The following is a 25,840-nucleotide window of genomic DNA, read 5'->3' on the forward strand; positions in this document are numbered from 1 at the left end:
TCCTGATTCACCGCACTACCCCGCACCACCGCCAAAACCCGACGCCCCTCCCGCACCGCATCCGAAAGCCGCTGCAACACCAGAACCCCCGCACCCTCCGCCCACCCCGTACCATCCGCACCCGCCGCAAACGACCGACACCGACCATCCCCCGACAACCCACCCTGCCGAGAAAACTCCACAAACGTCCCCGGCGACGACATCACCGTCACCCCACCCGCCAACGCCACCCCACACTCACCCCGCCGCAACGCCCCCACCGCCACATGCAACGCCACCAACGACGACGAACACGCCGTATCCACCGTCACCGCCGCCCCCTCCAGACCAAACACATACGCCACCCGCCCCGACAGAACACTGCTGGCTCCGCCGGTCATGTGCTGGCCCTCGAGGGGGTCGGGACCGCCGCCGGGGACGGTGTGGTCGTGGAACGCGAAAGCGCCGACGTAAACGCCCGTGTCACTGCCCCGCAGGGTGGTCGGGTCGATACCGGCGCGCTCGAACGCCTCCCAGCACACCTCCAACAAGACCCGCTGCTGCGGATCCATCGCCAACGCCTCACGCGGCGAAATCCCAAAGAACTCCGCGTCAAAACCCCCAGCACCCCCCAGAAAACCACCCCGCCGCGCAAACGACGACCCAGGAACATCCCCACCCCCACCAAAAAGACGCCCCAGATCCCACCCACGGTCACCCGGAAACTCCGACGTCCCGTCACGACCCTCCACAACCAGATCCCACAGATCCTCAGGAGAACCCACCCCACCCGGAAAACGGCACGCCATGCCCACGATGACGACGGGATCCTCCGCGTCGTCCTGGAAAGGGCGGCGCGCGGCCGGGGCGGGCAGCACGTCACCGCGCAGGTGGCGGATCAGGGCTTCGGGAGTGGGATGGTCGAAGACCAGGGTGGGGGCCAGGGTGACGTCGAGGGACCGGCCCAGCAGGTCGCGCAGTTCGACGGCGGCCAGCGAGTCGAAGCCGAGGTCCTTGAACGTGCGCTCCCGGTCGACGCGCTCAGGTGAGCCGTGGCCGAGAACGGCGGCCACCTGCGCGAGGACGAGTTCGGCCAGCGAGCGCTCGCGGTCGGCCTCGGGCAGCGCGGCGAGGCGATCCCGGGTCGTGCCGTCGGCGACCGGCCCGAGCGCGCCCGCGGTCGGTGCCGGTTCGGCCGCCTCCACCACCTCCGCGAGCGGCCCCGCGACCGCCTGGGCCGGTACCGACCGCGTACCCGTCCCGGCGGCCAACCAGTAGCTCTCCCGCTGGAAGGCATACGTGGGCAGCGAGACGCGGCGCCCACCCGCGCCTTCCAGGATCCGGTCCCAGGCGACGGGCACGCCGCGTACATGCAGACCGGCCACAGCCGCGGCGAGCGTGTCCTGCTCCGGGCGGCCGGCCCGGGCCGCGGGCAGGAGGGCCGCGTCGGCGGTGACGCAGTCCCGGCCCATGGTCGCGAGCACGGCGTCCGGTCCGACTTCGAGGTGGACCGTCACGCCCAGCGCTTCGAGCGCGCGCATGCCGTCGAGGAACCGGACACCCCGACGGGCGTGGCGCACCCAGTGGTCGGCGTCGAGCAGTTCCCCGGGCGCGACCGCGCGGCCGGTGAGGTTGGAGACGACCGGAAGCGTGGCCTGACGGTAGGTCAGGTTCTCGGCGACCCGGCGGAACTCTCCCAGCATGCTGTCCATGTGCGGCGAGTGGAAGGCATGGCTGACCCGCAGCCGCCGGGTCCTGCGCCCACGGGACCGCCAGGCGTCGGCGATGGTGCTGACGGCATCGGCGTCCCCGGCTATCACCGTGGCGGATGGACCGTTGAGCGCGGCGATCTCCACGCGGCCGGCGAAGTCGGCGAGCCGCGGGACGAGCTCGGCCTCCGAAGCCTGGATGGAGACCATCGCTCCGCCTTCCGGCAGGGCCTGCATCAGGCGACCGCGCGCGGCGACGAGGGTGGCGGCGTCGGCCAGGGAGAACACGCCGGCGGAATATGCGGCGCTCAGCTCGCCGATGGAGTGGCCGAGCAGAGCCGCAGGGACGATCCCCCAGTGCCGCAGGAGCCTGAACAGGGCGGTCTCGTACGCGAACAGCGCCGCCTGGGTGTAGACCGTCTGATCGAGCAGGGCGGCGGCGGGCGCGTCCGCGGGGCCGAGGACCAGGTCGCGGACCGAACGGTCGAGGTGCTTGTCCAGCTCGCGGCAGGCGGCGTCGAAGGCATCGGCGAACGCGGGCTGGGCGACGTGCAGAGCCGCGCCCATGCCGGGCCGCTGACTACCCTGACCGGTGAAGAGGAACGCGAGGCCGCGTTCGGCCGGCTCGGCGGCGGCGCGGACGACGCGGGGCGAGGGACGGCCGCCGGCGAGGTCGCCGAGGGCCGCGGCGAGGCCGTCGCGGCTGTCGGCCAGCAGTGCGGCCCGGTGTGTGAGATGGCTGCGCGTCAGGGCGGTGGTGCGCGCGAGGTCGGGCAGGGTGAGGTCGGCATGGGCCGCCAGGTGTTCGCGCAGCCGCTGGGCCTGGGTGCGCAGCGCGGCGTCCACATGTCCGGACAGCAGGACGGTTACCGGCCCGGGTTCGCTGCCGGTGCTGCCGGCGCCGTTGCCAGCGGCCGGCGCGGACAGCCCGGTGGCGTCGGACAGCACGAGGTGGCAGTTGGTGCCGGCCATTCCGAAGGAGCTGACGCCCGCGAACACCGGACCGTCGGCGTCGTCCGCGGTGAGGTCGACGCGGGTGACGGCGACCTCGAGGCCCAGGGCGTCGAGCGGGATCGCCGGGTTCGGACGCTCGTAGTTGAGGCTGGGTGGCAGGGTGCGCTCGCGCAGGCTTAGCGCGGCCTTGAGGAAGCCGGCGATGCCCGCGGCGCCTTCGAGGTGTCCGATGTTGGTCTTGACCGAGCCGACCAGGAGAGGAGACGCGGCGGGCCGGCCCCGGCCGACGACCGCGCCAAGCGCGGCGGCCTCGACGGGGTCGCCGGCGGGTGTTCCGGTGCCGTGCAGTTCGACGAAGCGCACGCGGGCCGGATCCACCCCCGCGTCGGCATAGGCCCTGCGCAGGACGTCACGCTGCGCGCTCTCGCTGGGCGCGGTGAGCGTGTCGCCGCCGCCGTCGTTGTTGACCGCTCCGCCGCGGACGAGGCAGTACACCGTGTCGCCGTCCGCGAGGGCCTGGCTGAGGGTCTTGAGCACGACGACGCCGCCGCCCTCCCCCCTTACGTAGCCGTCGGCGCGGGCGTCGAACGTGTGGGCGCGGCCGGTCGGCGAGAGAGCGCCGAAGCGCTCGGCCACGGTGAAGCCCTCGGGCAGCAGGTTGAGGCTGACTCCGCCCGCCAGGGCCAGGTCGGTCTCGCCGCGGCGCAGGCTCTCGCAGGCCAGGTGGACGGCGACCAGCGAGGACGACTGCGCGGTGTCGACGACGAGGCTGGGGCCCTGGAACCCGAGTGCGTACGAGACGCGGTTCGCGATGACGCCGCGGCTCAGGCCGGTGATGGTACGGCCGTTGACGGCCCCGGGTCCGAGCCGGTCGGCGAGCTTGGCGTAGTCATCCCAGATAGCGCCGAGGTAGACGCCGGTCCGGGTGCCCCGGCGGGTGGCGGGGACGATGCCGGCGTCTTCCAGGGCCTCCCAGGCGAGCTCGAGGGCGAGCCGCTGCTGAGGGTCCATGTCGACGGCCTCGCGCGGGGAGATGCCAAAGAACTCCGGATCGAAACGATCGACCCCGTCGACGAAGCCGGCGCGCGGCGGCCGCGCGCCCGCGGACCGCGCGCCGAACCCGGGCCGGCCCGGCGGCACGTCCGTGACCGCCTCGGCGCCGGCGCGCAGCAGTTCCCAGAACGCGGCCGGGTCGGGGGCGCCGGGCAGCCGGCAGGCCAGACCGACGACCGCGACGGGCTCCGCCGGGGCCAGCCGTCGCGCAGCGCTGTAGGAACGCGGTTCGTCGGTCATGGGGGCGCACCCTCGCCTTTCCATCCAGGCTTTTCTCAAGGCCGCTTCGCGCCCGGTCTTCCGGGCGGTCTTCGTTCTCCGCTCCGGCGGCGCCCGTCCCACCGCGAGCCCGACTCATCGGGTTTTCGAAACGGCGAGGACCTGTGTCCCGAAGTTTTACCGACCGCCCGAGACCAGCTGCGCCGGGCCGGCGGGACGCAAAGACGGCGACAGCGCGACGGACGGGCCGTGGCGCGATTTACCGATGAATTCGAACGAGCAAAACGCTACTTGCGGCCCGGGCGGCGGCCAACCCTTAGTCTCGCTCCCCTATCAGGGTTTCCCGTCTTTGCCAGCTAGGGGTGGCCTTATGGCCGACGTCGGCTCTCGGCGGGGCACGGCCACCGCGGCGGGCGTCGTTCGGACCGATACCCCTATGCGGCGCCAGAGAGTAGGGGTTGACCGATAGGGGTGTCTCGAAGGCGCGCTCGCGTTCCTGCCACACACGAATGCGTGACCGCGCGTCGGGTCGTAGAAAGCAACATCACAGTCGTCTTGCCGACACCGTGTATCTGGCGTCACGGCCGCCGTCCGGTGCGCGTGCCAGGACTCGTATGACATGCTGTCCATGACTAATGACATGCCGTCACGGCCGGACGAAGGCGTCCGGCCGCCACATTCGATCACGCTCACGCTTGGATGCGCCGTGCCGTTCCCGCCGCTCCTGGGGTGTTGGAAATGGGCGGAGGCCGGGGACGGCCGTCTGCCGGATTCGATTCCGGCCGCGCGCGGGTCGGGAGCCTCGACGATCGCGGCCATCAGGCACATGCGATCTCTCCGACCGCATCGCGGGCACCGCCCTCTGGCGGAATACGTAATACGCGCCACGTGGGCACGGGAAACAGCCGCGAAGAAGCAGAGGTTACCAGAGGAATCCAGCCGGCCGCCGAGCCGGAGAACCGTATAGCGAGGGTACGAACGGGGAGGCATTATATGCTACTCGTCGAACGCGCGGAAGAGCTACTCCTGCTAAGGCGCAGCCTCGATGAGGCACGGGGCGGCGCGGGGCAGGTCGTCTCCATCAGCGGCTCAGTCGGCTCGGGCAAGACCGAGCTCACCCGCCGGCTCGCCGACTGGGCCGCGGACCGCGGCGTACGGGTCGTGCAGACCTACGCGGCCCCGGCAGGGCGGGGAGCCAGTCCGGGAATCTTCGGCCAGCTCCTCGAGGCGTGCACGTCCGCGGCCGAGTTGCGGCACGCGGTGACCGCGGCCCCGGCCGCGGACACCCTGCCGCCCCAGCTGATGCTGCTTGTCTGCCACGATCTGCTGCGCTCGGCCGCCGAGGCTCCACTACTACTGATCGTCGACGACGTCCACCAGAGCGATCCGGAGTCCCTGCGAGGACTGCTCTACCTCGTCCGGCACTGCCGCACCGCGCCGGTCATGCTGGTGCTGATCACCGGCGAATGCCTGCAGCAGAGCCTCCCGCTCTTCCATGCGGAGCTGTCCCGCGAGCCGAACTACCGGCAGATCCAGCTGCCGCTGCTGTCGGTGGAGGGCGTCGCCGAAGTACTCGCCGAGCGGCTCGACGCCGACGCCGCGCACCGGCTCGCCCCGGCCGCCCACGCGGCCAGCGGCGGCAACCCCCTGGTGGTTCGGGCGCTGCTGACGGAGCACCTGCACATCCATCCGACCGACGGCCCGCGGTCCCTGGCGCCGGGCGACGGCTCCGCGACGGCGGTTCTCGCCTGCCTGCACCGCATCGGACGGGCCGGACTGGAGGTGGCCCGAGCCATCGCGCTGCTCGGCGAGCACGCCGTCCCCGAGCTGATCTCCCGGCTGATCTCCCGGCCCCGCAATCTGGTCGACCGGGCCCTCGCCAAACTGTCGGCGGCGGGCCTGCTCGGCCCCGACCGGCTGCTGTGCCACCCAGCGGCACGGTCGGTCGTGCTCAGCGACCCGAACTTCGACGACGCGGCCGAACTGCAATACGGCGCCGCCGAGTTGTTGCACGCCGAGGGCGAGGCCGCGCTGCGGGTCGCCGAGCACCTGATCGCCGCCGACCGGATCGGCAGAAGTTGGCATATCGCGGTCCTGCGCCAGGCGGCCGAGGACGCGCTGGCCGACGGCCGGGCCGACCTGGCCCTGCAGTGCCTGGACCTGGCGCTGCGGGAGTGCTCCGACGGCGAGGAGCGCGCACTGATCACCGCCGCCCGGGTCCGGGTCGAGTGGCGGATGAACCCGGCCCGGGCCATGTCCCACTTCGCCGGGCTGCTGGACGCCTTCGAACACGGGTGCCTTCCGGACCTGGAGGCCGTCATGCTGGGCCGCGCGCTGATGTGGCACGGGCGAGAAGAGGAGGCGGCCAGGATTCTGGACGCGATCCGCTCGCGCGCGCATGCGCCGGAGGTCGGTGAGGCGCTGCTCAGCACCGACCACTCGCTGCGCAGCACGCACCCCGGGTCCGCGGCGGTCCCGCGAGAAAGACCCGCGGCGGCCGGGCCGCCCGACCGGGATCCCGCGGCCAGACCGCTGCCCGACGCGGCGATGTGGCACTACCTGCGGGCCGGCGACCACGCGACCGCCGCGCGGTTCGCCGAGGACGTGCTGCGCGACGACAGGTCGCCGGACTACTGGCGCGGGCCGCATTGCAACGCGCTGTACGTGCTGATCTACGTACATGAGCTCGAACGCGCCGAGTACTGGGCCGCGCGAATCTACCGGGATGCCACGCCACAGGGCTACCGGACCTGGCAGGCCATGAAGTCCGCCGTACTCGCCGAGATCGCGCGCCGGCGCGGCGACCTGCCGGCGGCCGAGCGACTGGCCCGCGGCGCGCTGCAGCTCATGGGACCACGGGCCTGGGGGCCGCAGATCGATCTGCCGCTCTCGACCCTGATCTACGTGCTCACGGCGATGGGTAGGCACGGCGCCGCGGCCGAGTGGCTGGCATATCCGCGTCCCACTGGCGCGACGACGACCCGTTACGGCCTGCACTACCTGGACGCCCGCGCGCAGCATCATCTGGCGATGGGCCGCCATCTGCCGGCCCTGCAGGATTTCCTCGCCTGCGGGCAGCTGATGGCGAGCTGGGACATGGACATCGTCGGCATAGCGCCCTGGCGGCTGGGGGTCGCTGAGGCGCTGCTGCAGCTCGGCCGCACCGAGCGGGCGGCCCGGACGCTGGACGAGCTGGCGGAGCAGCCCGGCGCCGCGCACCCCCTGGTGCGCGGCGGCCTGCTCAGGCTGCGCGCGGCCACGGTGAAACCCCGTCAGGCGGTGGTGCTGCTACGCGAGGGCGCGGACATGCTCGAAAGCAGCGGGTCGCCCGCGGAGCTGCTGGCGGCGCTGCTCGACCTGCACCGGGTGCACGTGGAGCTGGGCGACTCGCACCTGGCGCATTTCACCGCCCGGCAGATCTGGCGGACGGCGGCGCAGTGCGGTGCCGAGGCCCGCGCCCGCCGGACGCTCGGCCCCGAGTTCGCCGCGCCGTGCCCGGACGACGGGACGCCGTCGGCGACGCCGGACACCACGTATACGGTGCTCAGTGACGCCGAGCTGCGGGTGGCGGCACTGGCCGTGCGCGGACACACCAACCGGGAGATCGCCAGCCGCCTGTACATCACGGTCAGCACGGTCGAGCAGCATCTCACCCGCGTATACCGCAAACTGCAGGTCGGTGGCCGGATCGACCTGCAGACCCGGCTGAACCCGAAGGTGCTGGGCACCGCGTGACGCGGGTTCCCGTGCCCCGGCGCCAGGCGCCGGGGCACGGGAACCCGCGTCGGCTTTCACCCTCCGGGTTGTTTGCACAGTGCTAGGTCGGTAATGCTGCGCGGATCCGGGTCAGGCCTTTGCGACCGACAGATTGAACTCTGCGGTCTGGAAGGTGTTGAACAGCCGGATGAACAGCAGCAGCGCGGCCTCGGTGGCGCGCGCGCCGACCACGTCACCGAGATCGATGATCTGATCCTCAGCCCAGCCAAAGGCCTTCAGCAGCTCGGCGACCTCGGCCTTGGCCGTCGCGTCGTCACCGTTGAGGAACACCGTGTGGTGACCCGGAATGCGGCCGGGGTCGACCATGACCTGTGCCGCCATGGTGTTCAGCGTCTTCACGATCCGGGCCCGCGGGAAGGCCTTCTGAAGCTGCTCGGCCACGCTGCCGCCGCCGGGGGTGGCGACCGCGACCACACCGTCCCTGGATTCGATGCCGTTCGAGACGTCCACCACGATCTTGCCGCGCAGGTTGTCGGCGCCGGCCGCGGTGAGCACGTCGAGGGAGGCGAGCCCCGGCGCGGTGTTCACCACGAGTTCGGCGACCGCGGCGGTCTGCGCGAGCGTGGAAATCTCGACGTCGTGCCGCGCGGCCCACTCCTTGGCCGGAGAGTTCTCGGGGTCGCGCGATCCCAGCGTGACCTCGTGCCCGAGTGAACGCAGTTTCGCGCCCACGACCTTTGCGACGTTGCCGGTGCCCAGGAGGCCGATGTTCATCGTATCGGTCTACTTCCGTGTATGTGCGGGCACTGTTGCCCGCGGAGTCTGGCCAGCGCCGGAATCGACCGCGATATTCCCGCCGGCCGCCAGGCGCCCCTAGTGACCCCTAGCCGGCCCAATGAAGGCCCCTGACGTGTGCCCCAAACGGTTCACCAGGCCCATACCGGCCGAATAATTCCGTATCAGACCACTCGTCCAGAATCACCGTGGAGGACTGCCGTGGAAGACATCCTCGACGCCCTTCTCGACACCGCGGCCTCCGATTCCTTCGCCCGGCTGAAGATCCCGAAAACCTACCGCGCGGTCATCGTCCGACGAGACGAGGCCGGCATGTTCGAGGGGGTACCGGCCGCGGAGCGGGATCCCCGCAAGTCGCTGCACGTCGACGACGTGCCCACACCCGAGCCAGGCCCTGGCGAGGCCTTGGTCGCGGTCATGGCCAGCTCCGTGAACTACAACTCGGTGTGGTCCGCGGTCTTCGAGCCCGTATCCACCTTCGCCTTCCTGAGGCGTTACGGCCGACGCTCCGAGCAGGCCCGGCGGCACGACCTGCCCTATCACGCGATCGGCTCCGACCTGGCTGGCGTCGTGCTGCGCACCGGTCCCGGAGTGCACGCCTGGAAGCCGGGCGACGAGGTGGTCGCGCACTGCCTGTCCGTCGAGTTGGAAAGCCCCGACGGGCACTCCGACACGCTGCTCGACCCCGAGCAGCGCATCTGGGGCTACGAGACCAACTTCGGGGGCCTGGCCGAACTGGCCCTGGTCAAGTCCAACCAGCTGATGCCCAAGCCGCGGCATCTGACCTGGGAGGAGGCRGCGAGCCTCGGACTGGTCAACTCCACCGCGTACCGGCAGCTGGTCTCCCGCAACGGCGCCCAGATGAAGCAGGGCGACGTCGTCCTTGTCTGGGGGGCCTCCGGCGGGATCGGCGCGTTCGCCACGCAGTACGCGCTGGCCGGCGGCGCAATTCCGGTGTGCGTGGTCTCCAGCCCGGACAAGGCGCGCATCTGCCGGGAGCTGGGCGCCGAGGCGGTGATCGACCGGCGGGCCGAGGGCTATGCCTTCTGGCGGCCGGATGGCGGGGGGCAGGATCCGGCCGAATGGCGGCGCTTCGGGGCCCGCATCCGGGAGCTGACCGGGGGCGAGGACCCGGACATCGTCTTCGAGCACCCGGGCCGGGAGACCTTCGGCGCCTCGGTCTACGTCGCGCGCCGCGGCGGGACCATCGTCACCTGCGCCTCCACCAGCGGCTACCTGCACGAATACGACAACCGGTACCTGTGGATGAGCGTCAAGCGGATCATCGGCTCGCACTTCGCCAACTACCGCGAGGCCTGGGAGGCCAACCGGCTCGTGCAGAAAGGCCGCATCCACCCTACGGTCCACCGCGCCTTCCCGCTGGAGGAGACCGGCCAGGCGGTATACGAGGTGCACCGCAACCAGCACCAGGGCAAGGTCGCCGTGCTCTGCCTCGCCCCCGACGAGGGGCTGGGAGTACGCGACGCCGAGCTGCGCGCCCGGCACCTGCCGGCCATCAACCGCTTCCGCAGGCGCGCCGACGGCACCGACCTGACGTGACGCGTCGGCCGCACGGCCGCACGCGACGACTCGACGACGGCGCCGGGAAACGGCTCATCGCCGGATCCGGCTGATGAACGCCGTTGGCTGCTGCGACGGAGGATCTGAGAAAATCATGGTTGGGACTCTGCACCGATGACGGAACTCACCGCGCGCGCCACCGTCACCGTGGCCGAACAGCGCCGAGCGCTGAACGACCCACGTGAAAGGCTGGCCCGTCTGCTCGATCCGGGAACACTGAACGTCACCTCCAATCTGCCCGGCAGCCGGGTCGCCGTCGCCCGCGGCCGCATCAATGGCGTCGCTGTCGTCGCCTACTGCACGGATGCCAGATCGCTGGGGGGCGCGATCGGTTCCCTGGGCGCACGCCAGATAGTGGACGCCATCAACGGCGCGGTCGCCGACCGTGCTCCCGTCGTCGGGCTCTGGCACTCCGGCGGAGCGAGCCTCGGCGACGGCGTAGACGCCCTGGATGGCATCGGGCAGATGTTCACCGCGATGATCGCGGCATCGGGCCGAGTACCGCAGGTGTCCGTGGTGCTGGGCCCGGCCGCCGGCGGGGCCGCCTACGGACCGGCGCTCACGGACGTGATCGTCATGGCGCCCGAGGGCAAGGTTTTCGTAACCGGGCCCGACGTCGTTCGCCAGGTGACGGGCGAGCAGATCGACATGGCGGGGCTGGGTGGATCGGACGCACACGGCCGGCGGTCCGGCGTCGTGCACGTGAACGCCCAGTCGGAGGCGGACGCGTATGCGCGGGCGCGGCGGATCACCACGCTGCTGGCAAGACCGGGCGCCTTCGACACCACCGCCGCGGACGGTGATGCGCGCGACGCTGGCTCCCTGCTGCCAGACCGTCCCCGTCGGGCCTATGACATCCGTCCGGTCGTGCGCGCCATCCTCGACGATCCAGCCCAACGCCGCGGCGCGACGGATGCGACCGGCGCGGCCGAGGACGACTACGAGGAACTCCAACCGCGGTGGGCACCCAATGTCGTCGTGGCACTCGGACGGATGACCGGGCGGACCGTGGGTGTCATCGCCAACAATCCGCTGCGCAAGGGCGGTTGCCTCGACTCCCTGGCCGCCGAGAAGGCCGCCCGCTTCGTCCGGATGTGCGACTCGTTCGGCATCCCGCTCGTCGTCCTCGTGGATGTCCCTGGATACCTGCCGGGCGTGAGCCAGGAGTGGGGCGGCGTCGTGCGGCGAGGCGCCAAGCTTCTCTATGCGTTCTCGGAGGCGGTCGTRCCACGGGTGACGGTGGTTCTGCGGAAATCCTATGGGGGCGCGTACATCGCGATGAACTCCCGCTCTCTGGGCGCGACCAGCGTCCTGGCCTGGCCCCAGGCGGAGGTCGCGGTCATGGGCGCCGAGGCCGCCGTGGGAATCCTGCACCGACGGACCCTTGCGGCGGCCGCGGCCGATGAACGAGACGCCCTGCGCGCCCAGCTCGTCGACGAGCACGTCCGCGAGGCCGGCGGGCTGCAGCGCGGTGTCTCGCTCGGTGTGATCGACAAAATCATCGACCCGGTCGACACGCGACGCGAGGTCGTTCGTGTCCTGGCGGCGGCACCTGGCCGCCAAGGCGCCCACGGGAACATTCCCTTGTGACAGGAGGCAATCAGGCCAAACCCGTCGCGGCGCCCGAGGTTCGGCGCGGACGGTCTGGCAGCCACCGCGCTGGCCCACGAAACGCGGTGGCAGCGGTGGACGGGATCTGCTTTGATCCTGCGCACCATGGGCAATTCGCCGGCCAGGACCATCGATCTGCTGCCGCTCACCAAGGACGAGGCCGCCGTGGTCGCCGCCGGGAAGCCGGGTGACGGCGAGCGGTGGGCCGAGGGTTTCCCACGTGAGGACGACTCAGAGCCGTGCGCCGGACTCGCCGGCAGTGCCGAGGAGCGGGGCCCGTTCGGGGTCTACCGCATCGTGCCGCTCGCGCACGGGCTGACGATCGGCACGGCCGGCTTCTACGGCCTCCCGGACGCCTCTGGCGAGGTGACCATCGGGTACGGCATGGTCGAACCGGAATGGGGCAAGGGCTACGGCACCGAGGCCGTGGCCGGGCTGATCGAGATCTGCCGCGCGCACGGCGGGGTGAGGGCGGTCAACGCCGACACCGATCTGGACAACATCGGCTCTCAGCGGGTGCTGGAGAAGAACGGCTTCCAGCGGGTCCGCGCGACGGAAGAACTCTGCTATTTCGTGCTGCGCCTGGGCGGGTAGAACCCAGGCCGTCGGCGTGGCCGACGAGATCGACGGAGTACGGACGCACGGCGCCTTCTCCTTCCGCGCGGACCCCGCCTCAGAGGCTCTGGCCGCCGGAGAGCTCGATACGCGCGCCGTTCGCCCAGCCGAAACCGTCGGCGAGGATCAGCGGCACGGCGGCGCCGATGTCGTCGGGCTTCCCGGCCCGGCCGAGCGGGATCGCGGCGGCGACGGTCGCGTTGACCCGCTCGTTGTCGCGGACCAGGCCGCCGCCGAAGTCGGTGGCGATGGCCCCGGGCACCAGCACGTTCACCCGGATCTGCCGCTCGCCCAGCTCGGCGGCCTGATACCGCGTCAGGACCTCGACCGCACCCTTCGCGGCGGCGTAGGCGGAGTTGCCCGGATAGGTGAACCGGGCCAGGCCGCTCGAGACGTTGAGGACGCGCCCCCCGTCGGCCAGGAGCGGCAGCAGCGTCTGGGTGAGGAAGAACGGGGCCTTCACGTGGACGCGAAAGATCTCGTCGAACTGGTCCGGAGTCGTCCCGTCGAACGGCGCGTGCAGCCCGATGCCGGCGTTGTTGACCAGATAGTCGAGATGGTCGGCACCGAGCCCCGCCAGGGTCGCGCGTACGTCCGCCGCGAACGCCGCGAAGCTCGTGCTGTCGCCGACGTCGAGCCGCAACGCCGCGGCCGGTGCGCCGTGGTCGGCGACCTGCGCGACCATCGCGTCGGCCTCCTCCTTGTTGCCACGGTAGGTGCCGATGACGCCGACTCCGGCGGCGGCCAGGTGCACGGCCATGCTCCGGCCAAGACCACGGCTGGCGCCCGTCACCAGCGCGATTTTCCTGTCCATCATGATTCCTCCCAGGCTGCGTTTCCCGTGGGTCTCACCGACGCTGGCCGTCCTCGACCACTGTCACTTCGCCCCTCGACCACTGTCACTTCGGCGCCGTGGCTCATGGGCGCTCAGCCTTTCCCCGGATCGCCAGTACGGGGATCGGGCGCGGCCGCGCCGGCATGATGAGGAGGGCGGCCCGGTGCGTGGCCGAGGTGGCCGCCCACCGCGAGGCCCGGAATCGCCTCGCGTCCTGAAGGCGGACACCGGGCCCGGCCCGCGGCGGGAGGAGCGAGCGGTCGTGGAACACGCGGAGCTGGGAGTCTTCCTCCGGCACCGTCGGGAGCAGTTGCGGCCGGCGGATGTCGGGCTCATCGCCGGCGGTCGGCGCCGGGCGGTCGGCCTTCGCCGCGACGAGGTCGCCCTCCTCGCCGACATGTCGACGGACTACTACGAGCGGATCGAGCAGGGCAGGGGGCCGCGGCCGTCCCCGGCGATGCTCGGCGCGATCGCCCGGGCGCTGCGCCTGACCCTGGACGAGCGCGACCACGTCTACCGGCTGGCCGGCCAGGCACCGCCGCCCCGGCACCGGTCGCTCGGCTACGCCGACGCCGGCCTGATGTGCGTACTGGATGCCCTCGCTCCGTCGGTGCCCGCGCTCATCTCGGACGACCTGTCGACCGTCGTCGCGCAGAACGCGCTCAACGTCGCGTTGCTCGGCCCGATCGCCCAGGCGGACGGCCGGCGACGCAACTTCCTCTGGCGCTGGTTCGCCGATGGCGACCTGCGGGCCCGCTATCTGCCCGACCAGCACGAGCGGCTGTCCCGCGAGTACGTCGCCGACCTGCGGGTCACCCTGGGACAGCGCCCCCAGGATGACGACATCCGGTCACTCGTCGAAGAGCTGTCCCGGGCCAGCGCCGAGTTCCGCGAGGTCTGGGAGCGCCAGGAGGTCGCCGTCCGTCAGGTCACCCGCAAGGTGCTCGTCCATCCCGAGGTGGGCCGGCTCGACCTGGAATGCGACATCGTACTCAGCCCACCATCCGGCCAGCGGCTGGTCCTCTTTCGCCCCCAGCCCGGCTCCGGGTCCGGCGCGCGGCTGGAAATGCTCGCGGTGCTGGGCACTCAGACGTTCACCGCGCACTCCAGCTCGACGGGGCTGTCGTCGACACCGTGGCCCACTCCGCGGACATGATCATGCGTGCGGTCGGCGGTCTCAGGGAGTGCCACCGGTCCCCAACCGGCCCTCGCGGAGTTGGCCGCCGGGCTGCTCGAGCGCGGTGCCGAGCCGGGGAACCGGGAACGGCTTCACCCGGGCGACGGTCGCGACGTACAGGAGGAGGCCGGCGGCGGTGAGCACGAAGCCGGCCCAGACCGTCGACAGAGTCCCCCACCCGGCGTCGAGGGCGACCGCGCCGCCGATCGCGCCGAGCGAGTTGGCCAGGTTGAGGGCTGCCAGGTTGAGCGCGCCCATCAGGGTCGGGGCGCGCGGCGCGAGACCGGTCAGCCGGACCTGGATGGTGGGGATCGCCGCCATCATGGTCGCGCCGACGCCGAACAGGCAGGGCAGCAGAATCGCCAGATTGCCGCCGGCCACGCCGATCAGCACCAGGAGCGCCAGCACACCGCCGTAGCCCCAGACCAGTCCGCGGTGCTCGTACCGGTCGGCGGCCCGGCCGCCCAGATAGTTGCCGACCGCCATGCCGAGGCCGAAGACGGCGAGCGCGATCGGGATGAGCGAGGCGTCCCGCCGCGCCGCGTCGGTGACGAACGGGCCGATGAACGTGTAGACGGCGAAGATGCTTGAAATGCCGAGCGCGGCGACGATGAACATCAACCAGACGTTGAGCTGGCGGAGGCTGCCCAACTCGTTCGTGATGGAGGTGCCGCGCAGGTCGTCGGTGTGTGGCAGCCAGGCCAGCAGGGCGACGCCGGCGAGCAGGCCGACGGCGACCACGGTCCAGTACATGGCGCGCCAGCCGGCGTTCTGACCGATGAAGGTGCCGAGTGGCGACCCGACGATGGTGGCGGCGGTGAGTCCTCCCATCACGGTGGCGAACGCCTTGCCACCCCTGCCCGGGCCGTACACATACGCGGCGACGACGGCACCGGCACCGAAATACGCACCCTGGACGCTGCCGGTGACGAACCGGAAGACGACGAGCGGCACGATGTCCGGCGCGACCGCGGAGAGCCCGTTGCCGACGAGGAAGAGCACGATCAGGCCGAGCAGCAGAGTGCGCCGGTTGACCCGGGCGGCGAGCAGGGTGATCGCCGGCGAGCCGATCACCACACCGAAGGCGTACGCAGTCACCGCGTATGTCGCGACCGGAATCGACACGTCCAGGTCGGCCGCGAACAACTGGATGATGCCGTTGCTGCCGAACTCGCCGGTGCCGATCGCGAAGGTGCCCAACGCCAGCGCGAACAGCGTCAGCCTCGGATGGCCGATGGGTGACCTGGCGGAGGCATGCCGATTTTCTTCGGCGGCGCACTGACCTTCGTATGCACGCTGATGCATCGTCCCCATCCTCCGTTCCGTGGCTGCGTCAGCCCGCGACGTCAGCCCGCGGCACGCTTGATGAGGTCGGCCGTCGCCCCGGGTTGCGCGATCATCGCGACGTGCGAGGCGTCGACCTCGACGGCGCGCGCGCCGGCTCGCTTCGCCATGAACCGCTGCGCCTCGGCGGGCAGCACGTTGTCCTTGCGGGCGACGAGATACCAGGAGGGAATGCTCTTCCAGGCCGGGGCGCCGGACGGCTCCTGCAAGGTGCGCAGGTCGCTCGGCCGCTGGCCGGCCCACATCAGGTCGGTGGTCGCCTTCGGCAGGTCACCGGCGAACACCTGCCGGAAGACCTCCTTCTTGATGTATCCGTCGACGCCCGCACCGTACGGGCGGACGTCCAACGCCGTCTCGGTGAGCTTGCTTCCCGGATACTTCGCCTGCAGGCCCAGCAGCGTCTCTCCCTGATCGGGCGCGAAGGCGGCCGCGTAGACGAGGGCCTTCACGTTCGGGTTGCCGGACGCGGCGTTCGTGACGACGATCCCGCCGTAGGAGTGCGCGGCGAGGACGAGCGGTCCGCTGAGGGTGGCGAGGATGCTGGCCAGGTAGGACGAGTCCGCGGCCACGCCCCGCAGCGGGTTCGCGGGGGCGATGACCGGGTAGCCGGCCCGGATGAGCCGGGCGGCGACGTCGTTCCAGCCGGAGGCGTCGGCGAACGCGCCGTGCACCAGTACCACGGTGGGTTTCCGCCTGGTGTCGGGCTGGGTGGCTGCCTGCGCGGCGGGCGCTCCGACGACGGCGCCGGCCGCGACAGCGGCGGATCCAGCGAGCACCATACGGCGAGTTGTCGTCATCAATGTAAACCCTTCAGTACGCGTTGCGGTCATCCTCGATCCGGGGTCAGCGTAAAACCGGGCAGTTGACGTCCACTGGATGAAGCCGGACGCGCACCGGCCACAGGTCAACAGGCGGTCCACTCGTCGTCAAGTGCGTCTACCTAACCTGCGGCCATGAGATCAGCGAAAAGCGAAACCGCCAGGAAGTTGGGCCTGAGGGCCCATGTTCTCTCCTATGTCCTGGCCAATCTGGCCCAGGTCGTGCTGTGGGCTTCTCTCACCCCGGACCATTTCTTCTGGCCGCTGTGGTCGATCCTGGCCTGGGGCATCGGACTGGCGTTCCACATCCGCGCCGACCACGCGCCGTCCAAAGTGCGCTCCGCGCACTGAGGAACAGCATTCCTCGCGGGAACGGCGCCGCGACGGCCACCGCCTAGGTAGCGGAGCCGCGGAGGTAGGCGAGGACGGCGGAGACGCGGCGGTCGGAGTCGGGGCCGAGCGGGAGCTTGGCGAAGATGTTGCCGACGTGCTTGCGGACCGCGGCCTCGCTGACCACCAGCACGTCGGCGATCGACGCGTTGGTGCGGCCCTCGGCCATGAGCGCGAGCACCTCGCGTTCGCGGTCGGTGAGCGCGGCCAACGGCCCGTCGCGCCGCCGCCGGCGCAGCAGGTGGCGGACCACCTCCGGGTCGACGACGGTCCCGCCGGACGCGACCCGGTCGAGGCTGTCGAGGAACTCGCGGACATGGCCGACGCGGTCCTTGAGCAGGTAGCCGATGCCGCCCCCCGGCGCGGAGTCGAGCAGGTCGGCGACGTAGGCGTCGGCGACGTAGGCCGACAGCACCATGATCGCGATCTGCGGGCGGGTGGAGCGGAGCTCGACGGCGGCGCGCAGGCCCTCGTCCGAGTGGCCCGGCGGCATCCGGATGTCGGTGATGACGGCGTCCGGCTGGGTGTTCGCGGCGAATGTCAGCAGCGCGTGGGCGTCGCCCACCGCCGCCACCACCTCGTGGCCGGCCCGTTCGAGGATGCCGACCAGGCCCTCGCGCTGCAACACCGCGTCCTCCGCGAGCACCAGGCGCAGCGGCCGCCGGACCAGCGGAGGGCGGCCCGACAGGCCCCTGGCACGCGGGTTCTCGTCCACCGGCCCTCCCAGCTCGCCTCGGCCCGGGTCCTCGGTCACGGGTCGGTACCGATCGGGCATTCCATTCTGACCTCGATCGGCCCGCCGGCCGGGCTCGCGACGGTCAGGGTTCCGTCGAGCGCCTCGACGCGCAGCGCGAGCCCGGCGAGCCCCGAGCCGGCCGCCGGATCGGCGCCGCCAGCGCCGTCGTCGACCACCGTGAGGACGAGCCGGCCACCGAACGTCCAGGCATGGATCCGCGCCGACCGCGCGTGGGCATGCCGGGCGATGTTGGTCAGGGCCTCGCTGACGACGAAGTAGGCGGCCGCCTCGACCGGCGCCGGCAGCCGGGCGGGCCACGCTGTCCAAGCCTTTTCCGCGAGGTCAGGCCTGAGCCGATCGAGGGTCGGCCGGGTGGTGTGCGTCGATCCAGGCGTCGACCACCGCCCAGTGCATGGTCAGCCAGTCCGCGCGCTCCCGGCCCACCGCGGGCAGCTCGTCGGCCGGGAACCACCACCAGCGCACCTCCATCGGCATCTCCAGCGGCAGGGCGCGCCAGATCTGGCCCGGGGTGGTCAGGCGGTCCAGGCCCGTGTGGGCGACCACGACCGTCCCGACGATGGTGCCCGCGTCGAGGGCGGCGAGCACCCCGGCGGGCCGCGGCGGAAGCACGTGGGTGAGGTCCTCGGCCACCCTCGCCCTGCTGTTCTGCCCCCGGCGGCGCAGGCCGACGATGACGCGGCGGCGGCGCCTGGCGGTGAAGTTCGCGCCCTCCGGGAAGATGACCAGGGCATCCCGGTCGGTCAGCCGGGCCGCGAGCGCGTTGACCCGAGTCACCGCCGTCGGGTCGGCGCCCTCGGTCCGCAGGAAACAGGCCCCGAGCCGGCCCAGCAGGATGTCGATCGCCGGGTCGAGCTGGAGACTCGCCAGCAGCACGACCCGAGGGGTGCGCCGGTAGCGGTTGAGCACCAGGTGGACGAGCGCGAACGAGTCACCGGCGCCGGCATGCCGGCTGGCCACCAGCACGGGGCGACCGGCGCACTCGAACGTCCCCGCGGGCGGCTCACGCACGATCAGCCGGAACCCCATCAGCCGGCCCGCCGCCGCCACGAGCGACCCCAGCATGCCGCGCAGCAGCACCAGATGGGCCCGCTCCCACCGCGACCGCAGCAGCGGCCGGACCAGCCACAGCCCGAATCCGGCGACGACGGCCACGGCCTCGGCGAGCAGGTAGGCCGCGGCGAGAGCGGACACCCGGCTCAGGCGCAGCCGCCGGTCGAGTGGCGCGACGGCCAGCCCCAGCACCGTCGACACGACGCCGAGGACCGCCCCCGCGACCGCGACCGGGACGAACAGCGGGTCGATGAGCAGGCGGCGAACGGCGCGGGGTGGCACCCTCACCTGGCGCCGCCAGAACCGCCGGACCTGCCCGATCCGACGGATCCGGCGGAATCGGCGGTGTTGGCGGTGTTGGCGGTGTTGGCGTCCTCCTTGGTGAGGTACTCGGCGGTGGCGTGGCGGGCCTGCTCGATCCGGCGGCGCACCCCGGCCGCGGAGCGGTAGCGCAGGCCGAGCAGCGGCGTCCCGACGGTGTCGCCGACCGGCAGGACGTGCACCGTCACCCCGCTGGGCAGGCTCGCCATCGCGTCGGCGAAGCCGCGGCGCCGGGCGATCTCGAAGGCGACCAGCCCCGCCTCCCACGGCCAGCGGCCGGGGCGCAGCGGCCGCTCGATCCGGCCGACGTGCAGCACGTACACCGTCCGCGCGCCGAGGGCCACCGCCCTGCCGACCGGGGTGCTGTCGATGAGACCGCCGTCCACGTAGTGCTCATCGCCGATCTTCACCGGGGGGAGCAGCGCGGGCACGGCGCAGGACGCGAGCACCGCGTCGACCAACGGTCCCTGGTCGAACCAGTGCGCCGACGCACGCTCGATGCTGGCGGCCACGCACTGAAACCGCACCGGCAGCTCCTCGAACGTGGCCGCCAGATGCGCGTGCAGCAACTTGCGCAGCGGGGCATTCGAGTGCAGGTAGCCGTGCTGAACGACCGTCGCCAGCTGTTTCGCTGGGCCTCCCGCGAACACGTCGGATCTACCCAGGTCGGACCACAGCTCGGTCAGCATCTCGATGGCCTCGGCGGTGGGATCGGCGGCGACGGCCGCGCCGTTGATGGCCCCGACTGACGTCCCGACGACCAGATCCGGCCGGCAACCGGCCTCCAGCAGAGCGCTGAGCATGCCGACCTCGGCCGCGCCGAGCACCCCGCCGCCGCCGAGCACGAACGCGGTCGGGCCCAGCGGTGAGGCAGCCGAAATCGTCGTCACCGGACGCTGCTACCCCCACCGTCGCTGCGCGAATCCGACGACATCCGGAAGGCTCACATCCCTGTTCCGCATGACTCCCTGGCAGCCACGTCGCACGTTACGCCGCGAGCCGGCCGCGCCCGCCCAGGCAGTCCTGGCCGGGCGGAGCGGTCACGGCCGGGAGCGCTCGCGCTGTCGGCGGAGCAGTCACGGTCGGCAGAGCACTCATGGTCGGCGGGAGAACTCTCGGTTGGCAGAGCACTCGCGGTCACGCCATAGGCTGGAAGGGTGTATGTGCCCGCGGCCAACCGTGTCGATGACGAGACGCTCATCCGCGAGTTCGTCGCGGAACGCGGATCGGGAACGCTGGTGACCGTCGGGCCGGACGGGGTCGCGGACGCGACGCTCCTGCCGGTCCTGTGGGAGGCCGACCTGGTCGTCGCGCACTTCGCCCGGGTGAACGACCACTCGCGGCGGATGCGGGACGGCGCGGCCGGGCTGCTCGTCGTCCAGGGCCCGGAGGCGTACGTGTCGCCGTCGTGGTATCCGGCGAAAGCCGAGCACGGCCGGGTCGTGCCGACGTGGAACTACTCCGCCGTCCACCTGCGTGGCCCGGTCACCGTGCACGACGACCCGGAATGGCTGCGCGCGGTCGTCACCGGGCTGACGGAGCGGCACGAGGCCGGCCGGGACCACCCCTGGGCGGTCACCGACGCGCCCGAGCGGTATATCGAGGGAATGCTGCGCGCCATCGTCGGCGTCTCCCTGCGCGTCGAGTCCGTCGAGGCGAAGGCCAAGTGGAGCCAGAACAGGTCCGAGGCGGACCGCGCGGGCGTGCTCGCGCAGCTGTCGGACCCGGCGGCACGGGCGCGATTGGCGTCCGGGTCCCTGTGACACCCGCCGGCGCCGACCGGCCAGCGGCACCTCGCCGGTGCCGTGGCTGGTCGGTCCGGGCGGGCGGCTGTCAGCTGACGCCGAGCAGGTCGACGACGAAGATCAGGGTCTCGTTGGGCTTGATGACGCCGCCGGCGCCACGGGTGCCGTAACCGAGGTGCGGGGGAATGACGAGCTGGCGCCGGCCGCCGACCTTCATGCCCTGCACGCCCTGGTCCCAGCCGGCGATGACCTGTCCGGCGCCAAGACGGAACTGGAACGGCTCGCCGCGGTTGTACGAGGCGTCGAACTCCTTGCCGGAGCTGTGGGCGACGCCGACGTAGTGAACCGACACGGTCCGTCCGGCGACCGCAGGCGCGCCGTCTCCCTCGACGACGTCCTGGATGACCAGGCCGGTGGGCGGGGTGGGATCCACGAAATTGATCTCGGGCTTCTCCATGACCTCACCCTATGGGCGCCGCACCGCGCCGACCGCGTGTGACGACCCGCGATCGCGCTCACCCACGGACGACCACGGCCACGGCCACGACCAGCGACCGACGACCGCGTCCAGCGGCGAGCAGTCCCTACCAGCAGTCCCGACCGGCAGTCCCGACCGGCGACAGGTGGTCGCGGCCAGAGAACCCGACCGCGTTCGTTCGCCCACACGGTCAGAACATGAGCTCGTCGAGGTTGCTGACTCTTGGGACGTCGGCTGTCGGGTGGGTGCCATAGCGGTCGACGAGGACCGCGTTGATGCCGGCCCCGACGGCGCCGAATATGTCCTTTTCCAGGGAGTCGCCGACCATCAGGGCTTCGTCGGCCTTTACACCGATGATGTCGAGGGCGCTCCTGAAGGCGCGCGGGTCGGGTTTTCCCGCGGGCAGCACGGACGAGGCGATGAGGAGATCGATCTCGTCGATCAGGCCGAGGCGGGTGAGCTTGAGCCGCTGCTGTTCCTCGTACCCGTTCGTGAAGACGGCCACGGTCAGTCCGGCCGCGCGGGCGCGGCGGAGAGCGGGAACGGCGTCGTCGAAGGCCGCCCAGCCGGCCTCGTAACGGACGAGGTATCCAGCGAAGATGGTGTCGGCCTCGTCGTCCGCCACCTGGAGTGAGAGAAATTCCCGTACCCGGGCCCGCCGCTGTTCGGTGAAGGAGATCTCCCGGCGCTGGTAGCGGGCGTAATGGGTCTCGGAGATGCTCGCCCAACGCTCACTGACCAGGTCGTCGGTGACGCCGTGTCCGGCCGCCCATTCGACGACAGCCGCGCTCGCCGCCGACTGCTGGTCGACAAGCGTGTCGTCAAGATCAAAAAATATCCCCCGAAGCACGACCAGGATTCTGTCATGGCCAGCCCGGCAAAGACAGGTTTCCTGTCGAACGCGCGGGAGCGACGGCCGATTGCCATGGATGATGTCGACGGAACGCGACCGATTTTTCCTCGAGGTTGCCTTCGAGGTCACCCTCGCCGCGGCTCTAGATGTCCCGTTCGAGATCGCCTTCGTCGCTATGCCACGCGCCGCTTTCCATCGACGGGGGGCCAGCGTTGGAAAACATCGGGAGCTATCCCTCCGGCGCGGGCTCCGCGCGGGCTCCGCGCCCCCTTCCACTCGCGCCGGAGAGCATCGCCTGGCTTCTCCCCGGCTCATCGGACATGGCGAACGGCTCTCGGCTCGGCGAGCCGAGACCGGCCGGCTCCGCCGCCCGATCGCCGACGCCAGGCGCGACGCCGGGCCGGCCGGGCCGCACACCGGACGGGCGTAGATTCATCCCATGACGGGCGGGCATGCGCTCCCACCCTTCGGCGAGCCGCTCGCCGACGCCAGCTCCTGGGCGTCCGCGGCCGCGGCCGACACCGACACCACGGGCCGGGGGCGACAGTCGGCGAGGATGGGACGGCCGGGCCTCACGACCGAACGCCAGATCGCCTACTGGCGCAGGTCGGGGCTGCTTCGGCCCGGGGCCACGGAGATGGCGCAGGCCCGCACGATCGCGGCGCTGCGGCGGGCGGGTGTCAGCATTACCCGGATCCGCGCCGCGGCCACCCGGCTGGAGTCCAGTTGGGCGAGCTGGGCGAGCTTTCACGATCACGAGCCGCTTTTCGAGCCCTTCGCTGGCGGCTCGCCGTTGCCGGACCCGCCGGAGTCCGCGACGGCCGGCCTCCCCCGTTTCGCCGTGCTGGCCGGAGAGCTCTTCATCCGCCACCCCGACGGAACCTGGGAGGGCGACAGCCAGCCCGGCCAGCTCATCATCGACGGCGTGCTTCCACTCCCCGGCTCGGTACCGGCCGCGACGACGCGGGCCGAACCGGGTTCGAGCGACATGTCCCACCGACGTCGCGCGCCGGGCCCCGACCGCGAGGCGATCCTCCGCTTCGTCGCCCGCGAGAACGCCCACCCGGCGCAGCGGGCACAGCCGCCGCCCTCCTGACCGCGGTGTCCCACCCCGACCCACGCGAAGCAGCCCTCACGAAGCAGCCCTTGGGCGACGAGGCAGTCCTTGGGCGCTGACCGCGGATGGCCGGGCCTGGGAACAGATGACCGGCCTGGGAACGCGCGGGCCGGCCACCGCCGCCGCCGACTACTCTCCGCTACGACCGACGACTACTCACCGTCACCCACGACGGCGGGTGAGCAGGGCCGTCGCCGGAATGCCGGCCAGGCCGACGCCCGCCAGCAGAACCGCGAGGACGTCGAGGGCGACGATCGCGGAGCTGTCGGACGAGGAGAGCAGACTGCCGTGGGCGACCACGAGGTCGGCGTCGCCCCCGGCCGGGTCGGCGGCGACCGCCGAGACGGCCGCGGACGAGGCGTCAGTCGAGGCAGCGGAGGCGGGCGCGCTGTCCGCGGTGGACGCCGACGCGACCGGAGTCGCCTGGCCGTCCCCGTCGAGGGCAGCCGCCGGGCCGCCGTCCGCCGGAGCGGGATTGGCATCCGCCGGAGCGCCCGGTGCCGGGCCAGCCTTTCCGGCGGAGCCTCCGGAGGTGCCGGTACCTCCGCCCGTCGCTACACCCGAGCCCGCGGTGCCCGAGCCCGATGTGGTGCCCGAACCGGACCCCGTTCCCGACGCGGGCATCAGGTCGCTCACGGCGTCCTTGGCCGCCTGGCCGAGCCTGTCCAGGTCGAACGCCGGCGGCCGACCAACCGAGTCGTCGATGTCGATCCGCACGTCCAGTGGACGGTCGAACAAGGAGGTGTCGGCACTGTCGGCCCGGGCAGGCAATGCCGTAAGGACCGCGAGCGGTCCGGCCACCAGTGCGCCGACCATGAGTCCGCGGACGGCCCGGGTTGCGCCTCGACCGGCCCTGCCGGTGAGGCTGTCGGTGGAATGGCTGGCGGCACGGCCGGCGGCGGAACGAGCCTGGCCGTGCCGGCCGGGCGTGCCGGCCGGCGAGCGGTGACCGCCGACGTGGCCGCTGTCGGCGCTGTGGTGCTTGGCCATGACCCGGGTCCCCTCCCGTTGGTGACGGACCAATTGTGCGGACGTTTTGATCCGATCACCACGTTTCGCGCCGTCAGTCCGGCGACAGAGCGTGTCGGCCGACGACCAGTCCAATTCCGGACATCAGCACGTAGTAATCAGCCGAAAGCCATCCGGCGCCCAGCTCGTCGCCGGATCTGTAGGTTCCCTCGTCGATCTTCCGATCGGCGACTTGCTGCCAGGGGTTTCCCGGGCTGGGCGTCACTAGGCGCAGTGCTGACTTACCAGCTTCCGATGGCCGTTCTGCGAGGACGCCTTCAAGGAGGTCTGGCTGCTGTTCGACAACGGCCAAGGCCGTCCACGCCGTCACCAGCCTGCCCACCCACCTGGCAAGCCCCGCCCTGCTCGCCGACCTCGCCCGCGGCCACTGGGCCATCGAGACCAAGCTCCACTGGATCCGCGACGTCACCTACGAGTGAAGGAACCGGTCGCGGCGGGTGGCTGATGTACCTCGTCGGTCAGTCGAGGGCGATGTAGTGGAGTTCGGGCTCGGCGCGGGTCTGGTAGAGGTCGACGTAGCGGGCGGCGATGACGTTGGCCTCGGCGTCGGGGCGGCCGCCGCCGATCCACGCGCTGATGGCGACGTGCGCGACGTAGATGCCGTGCTGCTGGAGTTCGGTGTGCAGGTTCAGGGTCCAGTTGCGCAGACCTGCCGCGGCCATGTTGATGTTCGCCATGAAGGGAGCCGGGGCGACGGAGCCGCCGCCGGTGGTGATGATGATCGTGCCGGCCTTGGCGGCGATCATGTCGTGGACTACCTGCCGCACGGCGTGGATCGCGCCGGTGAGGTAGAGGTCCAGCTGCGGCTGGAGGGTCTCCGGGGTGACGTCGAGGACCCCGACCGGGGCGAGCGCCCGGTCGGCGGGCGAGAACTCGAACACGTCGACCGCGCCGTACCGCTCCTTGAGGGCCGCGAACGCCTTGGTGACGGTCTCGGGCTCGCTGAGGTCCGCCGGGAACCCGGCGGCCTCGATGCCCTCGCCGGTGAGCGTGGAGACGAGCGCGTCGAGGTTGGTGGCGGTGCGGGCTATCAGGGCGACGGTGAAGCCCTTCTTGCCGAAGGCGCGGGCGATCTCGAGCCCCATGCCGGGGCCGGCTCCGACGATGGCGATGACAGGCATGTCGCTCTCTTCTGGTTGATGGGTGGGCTGAAACCGTGGGTGACGTACGAGGGCTGCCGGCGGCCGCCGTCATTCCTGGGCGGCTCAGCAGCCGGTGGATCGGCGGTCTCGTCCACCGATCCACCGGCTGCAGCCGGCCTCAGACTTGGCGGTGGCGACGGAAGGGCCGGCCCCTGGATCTTCACCGGGTGCGGGCGCTTCCGGTCGGAATGTCGCGCGGACGTGGTAGCCGTCCTGGTCGCGGATGCGGGCGATGTGCCTCCGCACGTCGTCTGCGGTGGCGAGAGGCTCGTCGCCCGCGATCGTGCCGCCGAGGTCGTTGACGACGACCTTGGCGCCGCGCGCGGCGAGGTCGAGGGCGTGGGTGCGACCCAGACCGCCGCCGGCGCCGGTCACGATGGCGACCCTGCCCTCGAACGAGATGGCTCGATCATGGTGAGGAAGAGCCAGGCCTCACTCTCATGTGCCGCCTGGGATTGGGTCAGGCCAGGCGGACGCCGTCCACGGTGATCCGCAGGGCCTACGGGCCACGCAGGTCGGCCGTCGGGCGCCAACCGGTGACGGACGATCCG

Annotated in this window: 22 protein-coding genes and 1 pseudogene; 8 read left to right on the forward strand and 15 right to left on the reverse strand. The window is 71.7% G+C overall.

Going from position 1 to position 25,840, the window contains the following annotated elements:
• The coding region (locus BCD49_RS10600; protein WP_116439382.1) for a type I polyketide synthase at positions 1 to 3,935 on the reverse strand (3,935 nt) is incomplete at its 3' end.
• Between the two features lie 972 nt (positions 3,936 to 4,907).
• Between BCD49_RS10600 and BCD49_RS10605 the strand changes: the two genes are divergently transcribed.
• A complete protein-coding gene (locus BCD49_RS10605; RefSeq protein WP_007515630.1) occupies positions 4,908 to 7,649 on the forward strand; it encodes a helix-turn-helix transcriptional regulator in 2,742 nt (913 codons plus the stop codon).
• Between the two features lie 111 nt (positions 7,650 to 7,760).
• Here BCD49_RS10605 and BCD49_RS10610 read toward each other — a convergent pair whose 3' ends face one another.
• Positions 7,761 to 8,405, reverse strand: coding sequence for an NADPH-dependent F420 reductase (locus BCD49_RS10610; RefSeq protein ID WP_007515629.1), 645 nt, complete (start codon positions 8,403 to 8,405; stop codon positions 7,761 to 7,763).
• Positions 8,406 to 8,627: 222 nt separating this feature from the next.
• On the opposite strand from BCD49_RS10610, the gene ccrA reads away from it, so the two are divergent.
• The 3 genes from ccrA to BCD49_RS10625 all read left to right on the forward strand — a co-directional run bounded on the left by ccrA (position 8,628) and on the right by BCD49_RS10625 (position 12,212).
• Positions 8,628 to 9,986: a crotonyl-CoA carboxylase/reductase gene (ccrA, locus tag BCD49_RS10615; RefSeq protein ID WP_007515628.1), complete on the forward strand. Its 1,359-nt coding sequence runs from the start codon at positions 8,628 to 8,630 to the stop codon at positions 9,984 to 9,986.
• Positions 9,987 to 10,121: 135 nt separating this feature from the next.
• The gene (locus BCD49_RS10620; protein ID WP_007515627.1) at positions 10,122 to 11,597 is read left to right on the forward strand and encodes an acyl-CoA carboxylase subunit beta; all 1,476 of its coding nucleotides are present in this window, start codon (positions 10,122 to 10,124) and stop codon (positions 11,595 to 11,597) included.
• A gap of 126 nt (positions 11,598 to 11,723) precedes the next feature.
• Complete coding sequence (locus BCD49_RS10625; RefSeq protein WP_007515626.1) at positions 11,724 to 12,212, forward strand: GNAT family N-acetyltransferase; 489 nt, start codon at positions 11,724 to 11,726, stop codon at positions 12,210 to 12,212.
• A gap of 79 nt (positions 12,213 to 12,291) precedes the next feature.
• Here the strand turns inward: BCD49_RS10625 and BCD49_RS10630 are convergent, their stop codons facing one another.
• The gene (locus BCD49_RS10630; protein WP_027141395.1) at positions 12,292 to 13,047 is read right to left on the reverse strand and encodes an SDR family NAD(P)-dependent oxidoreductase; all 756 of its coding nucleotides are present in this window, start codon (positions 13,045 to 13,047) and stop codon (positions 12,292 to 12,294) included.
• 283 nt (positions 13,048 to 13,330) lie between these two features.
• Between BCD49_RS10630 and BCD49_RS10640 the strand changes: the two genes are divergently transcribed.
• Complete coding sequence (locus BCD49_RS10640; protein WP_007515624.1) at positions 13,331 to 14,224, forward strand: helix-turn-helix transcriptional regulator; 894 nt, start codon at positions 13,331 to 13,333, stop codon at positions 14,222 to 14,224.
• A gap of 21 nt (positions 14,225 to 14,245) precedes the next feature.
• Here BCD49_RS10640 and BCD49_RS10645 read toward each other — a convergent pair whose 3' ends face one another.
• Together BCD49_RS10645 and BCD49_RS10650 are read right to left on the reverse strand one after the other, a co-directional pair.
• The gene (locus tag BCD49_RS10645; protein ID WP_007515622.1) at positions 14,246 to 15,550 is read right to left on the reverse strand and encodes an MFS transporter; all 1,305 of its coding nucleotides are present in this window, start codon (positions 15,548 to 15,550) and stop codon (positions 14,246 to 14,248) included.
• 41 nt (positions 15,551 to 15,591) lie between these two features.
• A complete protein-coding gene (locus tag BCD49_RS10650; RefSeq protein ID WP_007515621.1) occupies positions 15,592 to 16,386 on the reverse strand; it encodes an alpha/beta fold hydrolase in 795 nt (264 codons plus the stop codon).
• Between the two features lie 156 nt (positions 16,387 to 16,542).
• Here BCD49_RS10650 and BCD49_RS10655 point away from each other — a divergent pair, with 156 nt between their 5' ends.
• The gene (locus BCD49_RS10655) at positions 16,543 to 16,758 is read left to right on the forward strand and encodes a 2TM domain-containing protein (protein WP_007515620.1); all 216 of its coding nucleotides are present in this window, start codon (positions 16,543 to 16,545) and stop codon (positions 16,756 to 16,758) included.
• 43 nt (positions 16,759 to 16,801) lie between these two features.
• Here the strand turns inward: BCD49_RS10655 and BCD49_RS10660 are convergent, their stop codons facing one another.
• The 4 genes and pseudogenes from BCD49_RS10660 to BCD49_RS10670 all read right to left on the reverse strand — a co-directional run bounded on the left by BCD49_RS10660 (position 16,802) and on the right by BCD49_RS10670 (position 19,815).
• Positions 16,802 to 17,512 (reverse strand): response regulator, encoded by a 711-nt coding sequence (locus BCD49_RS10660; RefSeq protein ID WP_007515619.1) that lies wholly within the window; start codon positions 17,510 to 17,512, stop codon positions 16,802 to 16,804.
• A 35-nt stretch (positions 17,513 to 17,547) separates the two neighbouring features.
• Positions 17,548 to 17,859 (reverse strand): annotated as a pseudogene (locus BCD49_RS46120) (sensor histidine kinase); the annotation flags it as partial.
• A gap of 16 nt (positions 17,860 to 17,875) precedes the next feature.
• Positions 17,876 to 18,892 carry a 1-acyl-sn-glycerol-3-phosphate acyltransferase gene (locus tag BCD49_RS10665; protein WP_007515617.1) on the reverse strand — a complete coding sequence of 339 codons (1,017 nt, stop codon included), beginning with the start codon at positions 18,890 to 18,892 and terminating at the stop codon, positions 17,876 to 17,878.
• Positions 18,889 to 19,815: a patatin-like phospholipase family protein gene (locus BCD49_RS10670; RefSeq protein WP_007515616.1), complete on the reverse strand. Its 927-nt coding sequence runs from the start codon at positions 19,813 to 19,815 to the stop codon at positions 18,889 to 18,891. The genes BCD49_RS10665 and BCD49_RS10670 overlap by 4 nt, the downstream gene beginning before the upstream one ends.
• A 267-nt stretch (positions 19,816 to 20,082) precedes the next feature.
• Between BCD49_RS10670 and BCD49_RS10675 the strand changes: the two genes are divergently transcribed.
• Positions 20,083 to 20,688, forward strand: coding sequence for an FMN-binding negative transcriptional regulator (locus BCD49_RS10675; RefSeq protein ID WP_007515615.1), 606 nt, complete (start codon positions 20,083 to 20,085; stop codon positions 20,686 to 20,688).
• Between the two features lie 70 nt (positions 20,689 to 20,758).
• Here the strand turns inward: BCD49_RS10675 and BCD49_RS10680 are convergent, their stop codons facing one another.
• Together BCD49_RS10680 and BCD49_RS10685 are read right to left on the reverse strand one after the other, a co-directional pair.
• The gene (locus BCD49_RS10680; RefSeq protein WP_007515614.1) at positions 20,759 to 21,127 is read right to left on the reverse strand and encodes an FKBP-type peptidyl-prolyl cis-trans isomerase; all 369 of its coding nucleotides are present in this window, start codon (positions 21,125 to 21,127) and stop codon (positions 20,759 to 20,761) included.
• Between the two features lie 211 nt (positions 21,128 to 21,338).
• Positions 21,339 to 21,998: an HAD family hydrolase gene (locus tag BCD49_RS10685; protein WP_007515613.1), complete on the reverse strand. Its 660-nt coding sequence runs from the start codon at positions 21,996 to 21,998 to the stop codon at positions 21,339 to 21,341.
• Positions 21,999 to 22,440: 442 nt separating this feature from the next.
• Between BCD49_RS10685 and BCD49_RS10690 the strand changes: the two genes are divergently transcribed.
• Positions 22,441 to 23,097: a helix-turn-helix domain-containing protein gene (locus BCD49_RS10690; protein ID WP_007515612.1), complete on the forward strand. Its 657-nt coding sequence runs from the start codon at positions 22,441 to 22,443 to the stop codon at positions 23,095 to 23,097.
• A gap of 183 nt (positions 23,098 to 23,280) precedes the next feature.
• Here the strand turns inward: BCD49_RS10690 and BCD49_RS10695 are convergent, their stop codons facing one another.
• The 4 genes from BCD49_RS10695 to BCD49_RS46370 form a co-directional block, all read right to left on the reverse strand.
• Entirely contained in the window at positions 23,281 to 24,108 is an 828-nt protein-coding gene (locus BCD49_RS10695; protein ID WP_007515610.1) for a hypothetical protein, read from the reverse strand.
• Between the two features lie 73 nt (positions 24,109 to 24,181).
• Positions 24,182 to 24,457, reverse strand: a complete 276-nt coding sequence (locus BCD49_RS43105) for a hypothetical protein (RefSeq protein ID WP_157845334.1) — start codon at positions 24,455 to 24,457, stop codon at positions 24,182 to 24,184.
• A gap of 148 nt (positions 24,458 to 24,605) precedes the next feature.
• Positions 24,606 to 25,268 (reverse strand): SDR family NAD(P)-dependent oxidoreductase, encoded by a 663-nt coding sequence (locus tag BCD49_RS10700; RefSeq protein ID WP_007515608.1) that lies wholly within the window; start codon positions 25,266 to 25,268, stop codon positions 24,606 to 24,608.
• 84 nt (positions 25,269 to 25,352) lie between these two features.
• On the reverse strand, positions 25,353 to 25,664 hold the full coding sequence (locus BCD49_RS46370; protein WP_007515607.1) for a hypothetical protein: 312 nt from the start codon (positions 25,662 to 25,664) through the stop codon (positions 25,353 to 25,355).
• Positions 25,665 to 25,840 lie beyond the last annotated feature (176 nt).

Origin of the sequence: Pseudofrankia sp. EUN1h (assembly GCF_001854645.1) — a bacterium.
In the GTDB taxonomy this organism is placed as follows: Bacteria; Actinomycetota; Actinomycetes; order Frankiales; family Frankiaceae; genus Pseudofrankia; species Pseudofrankia saprophytica.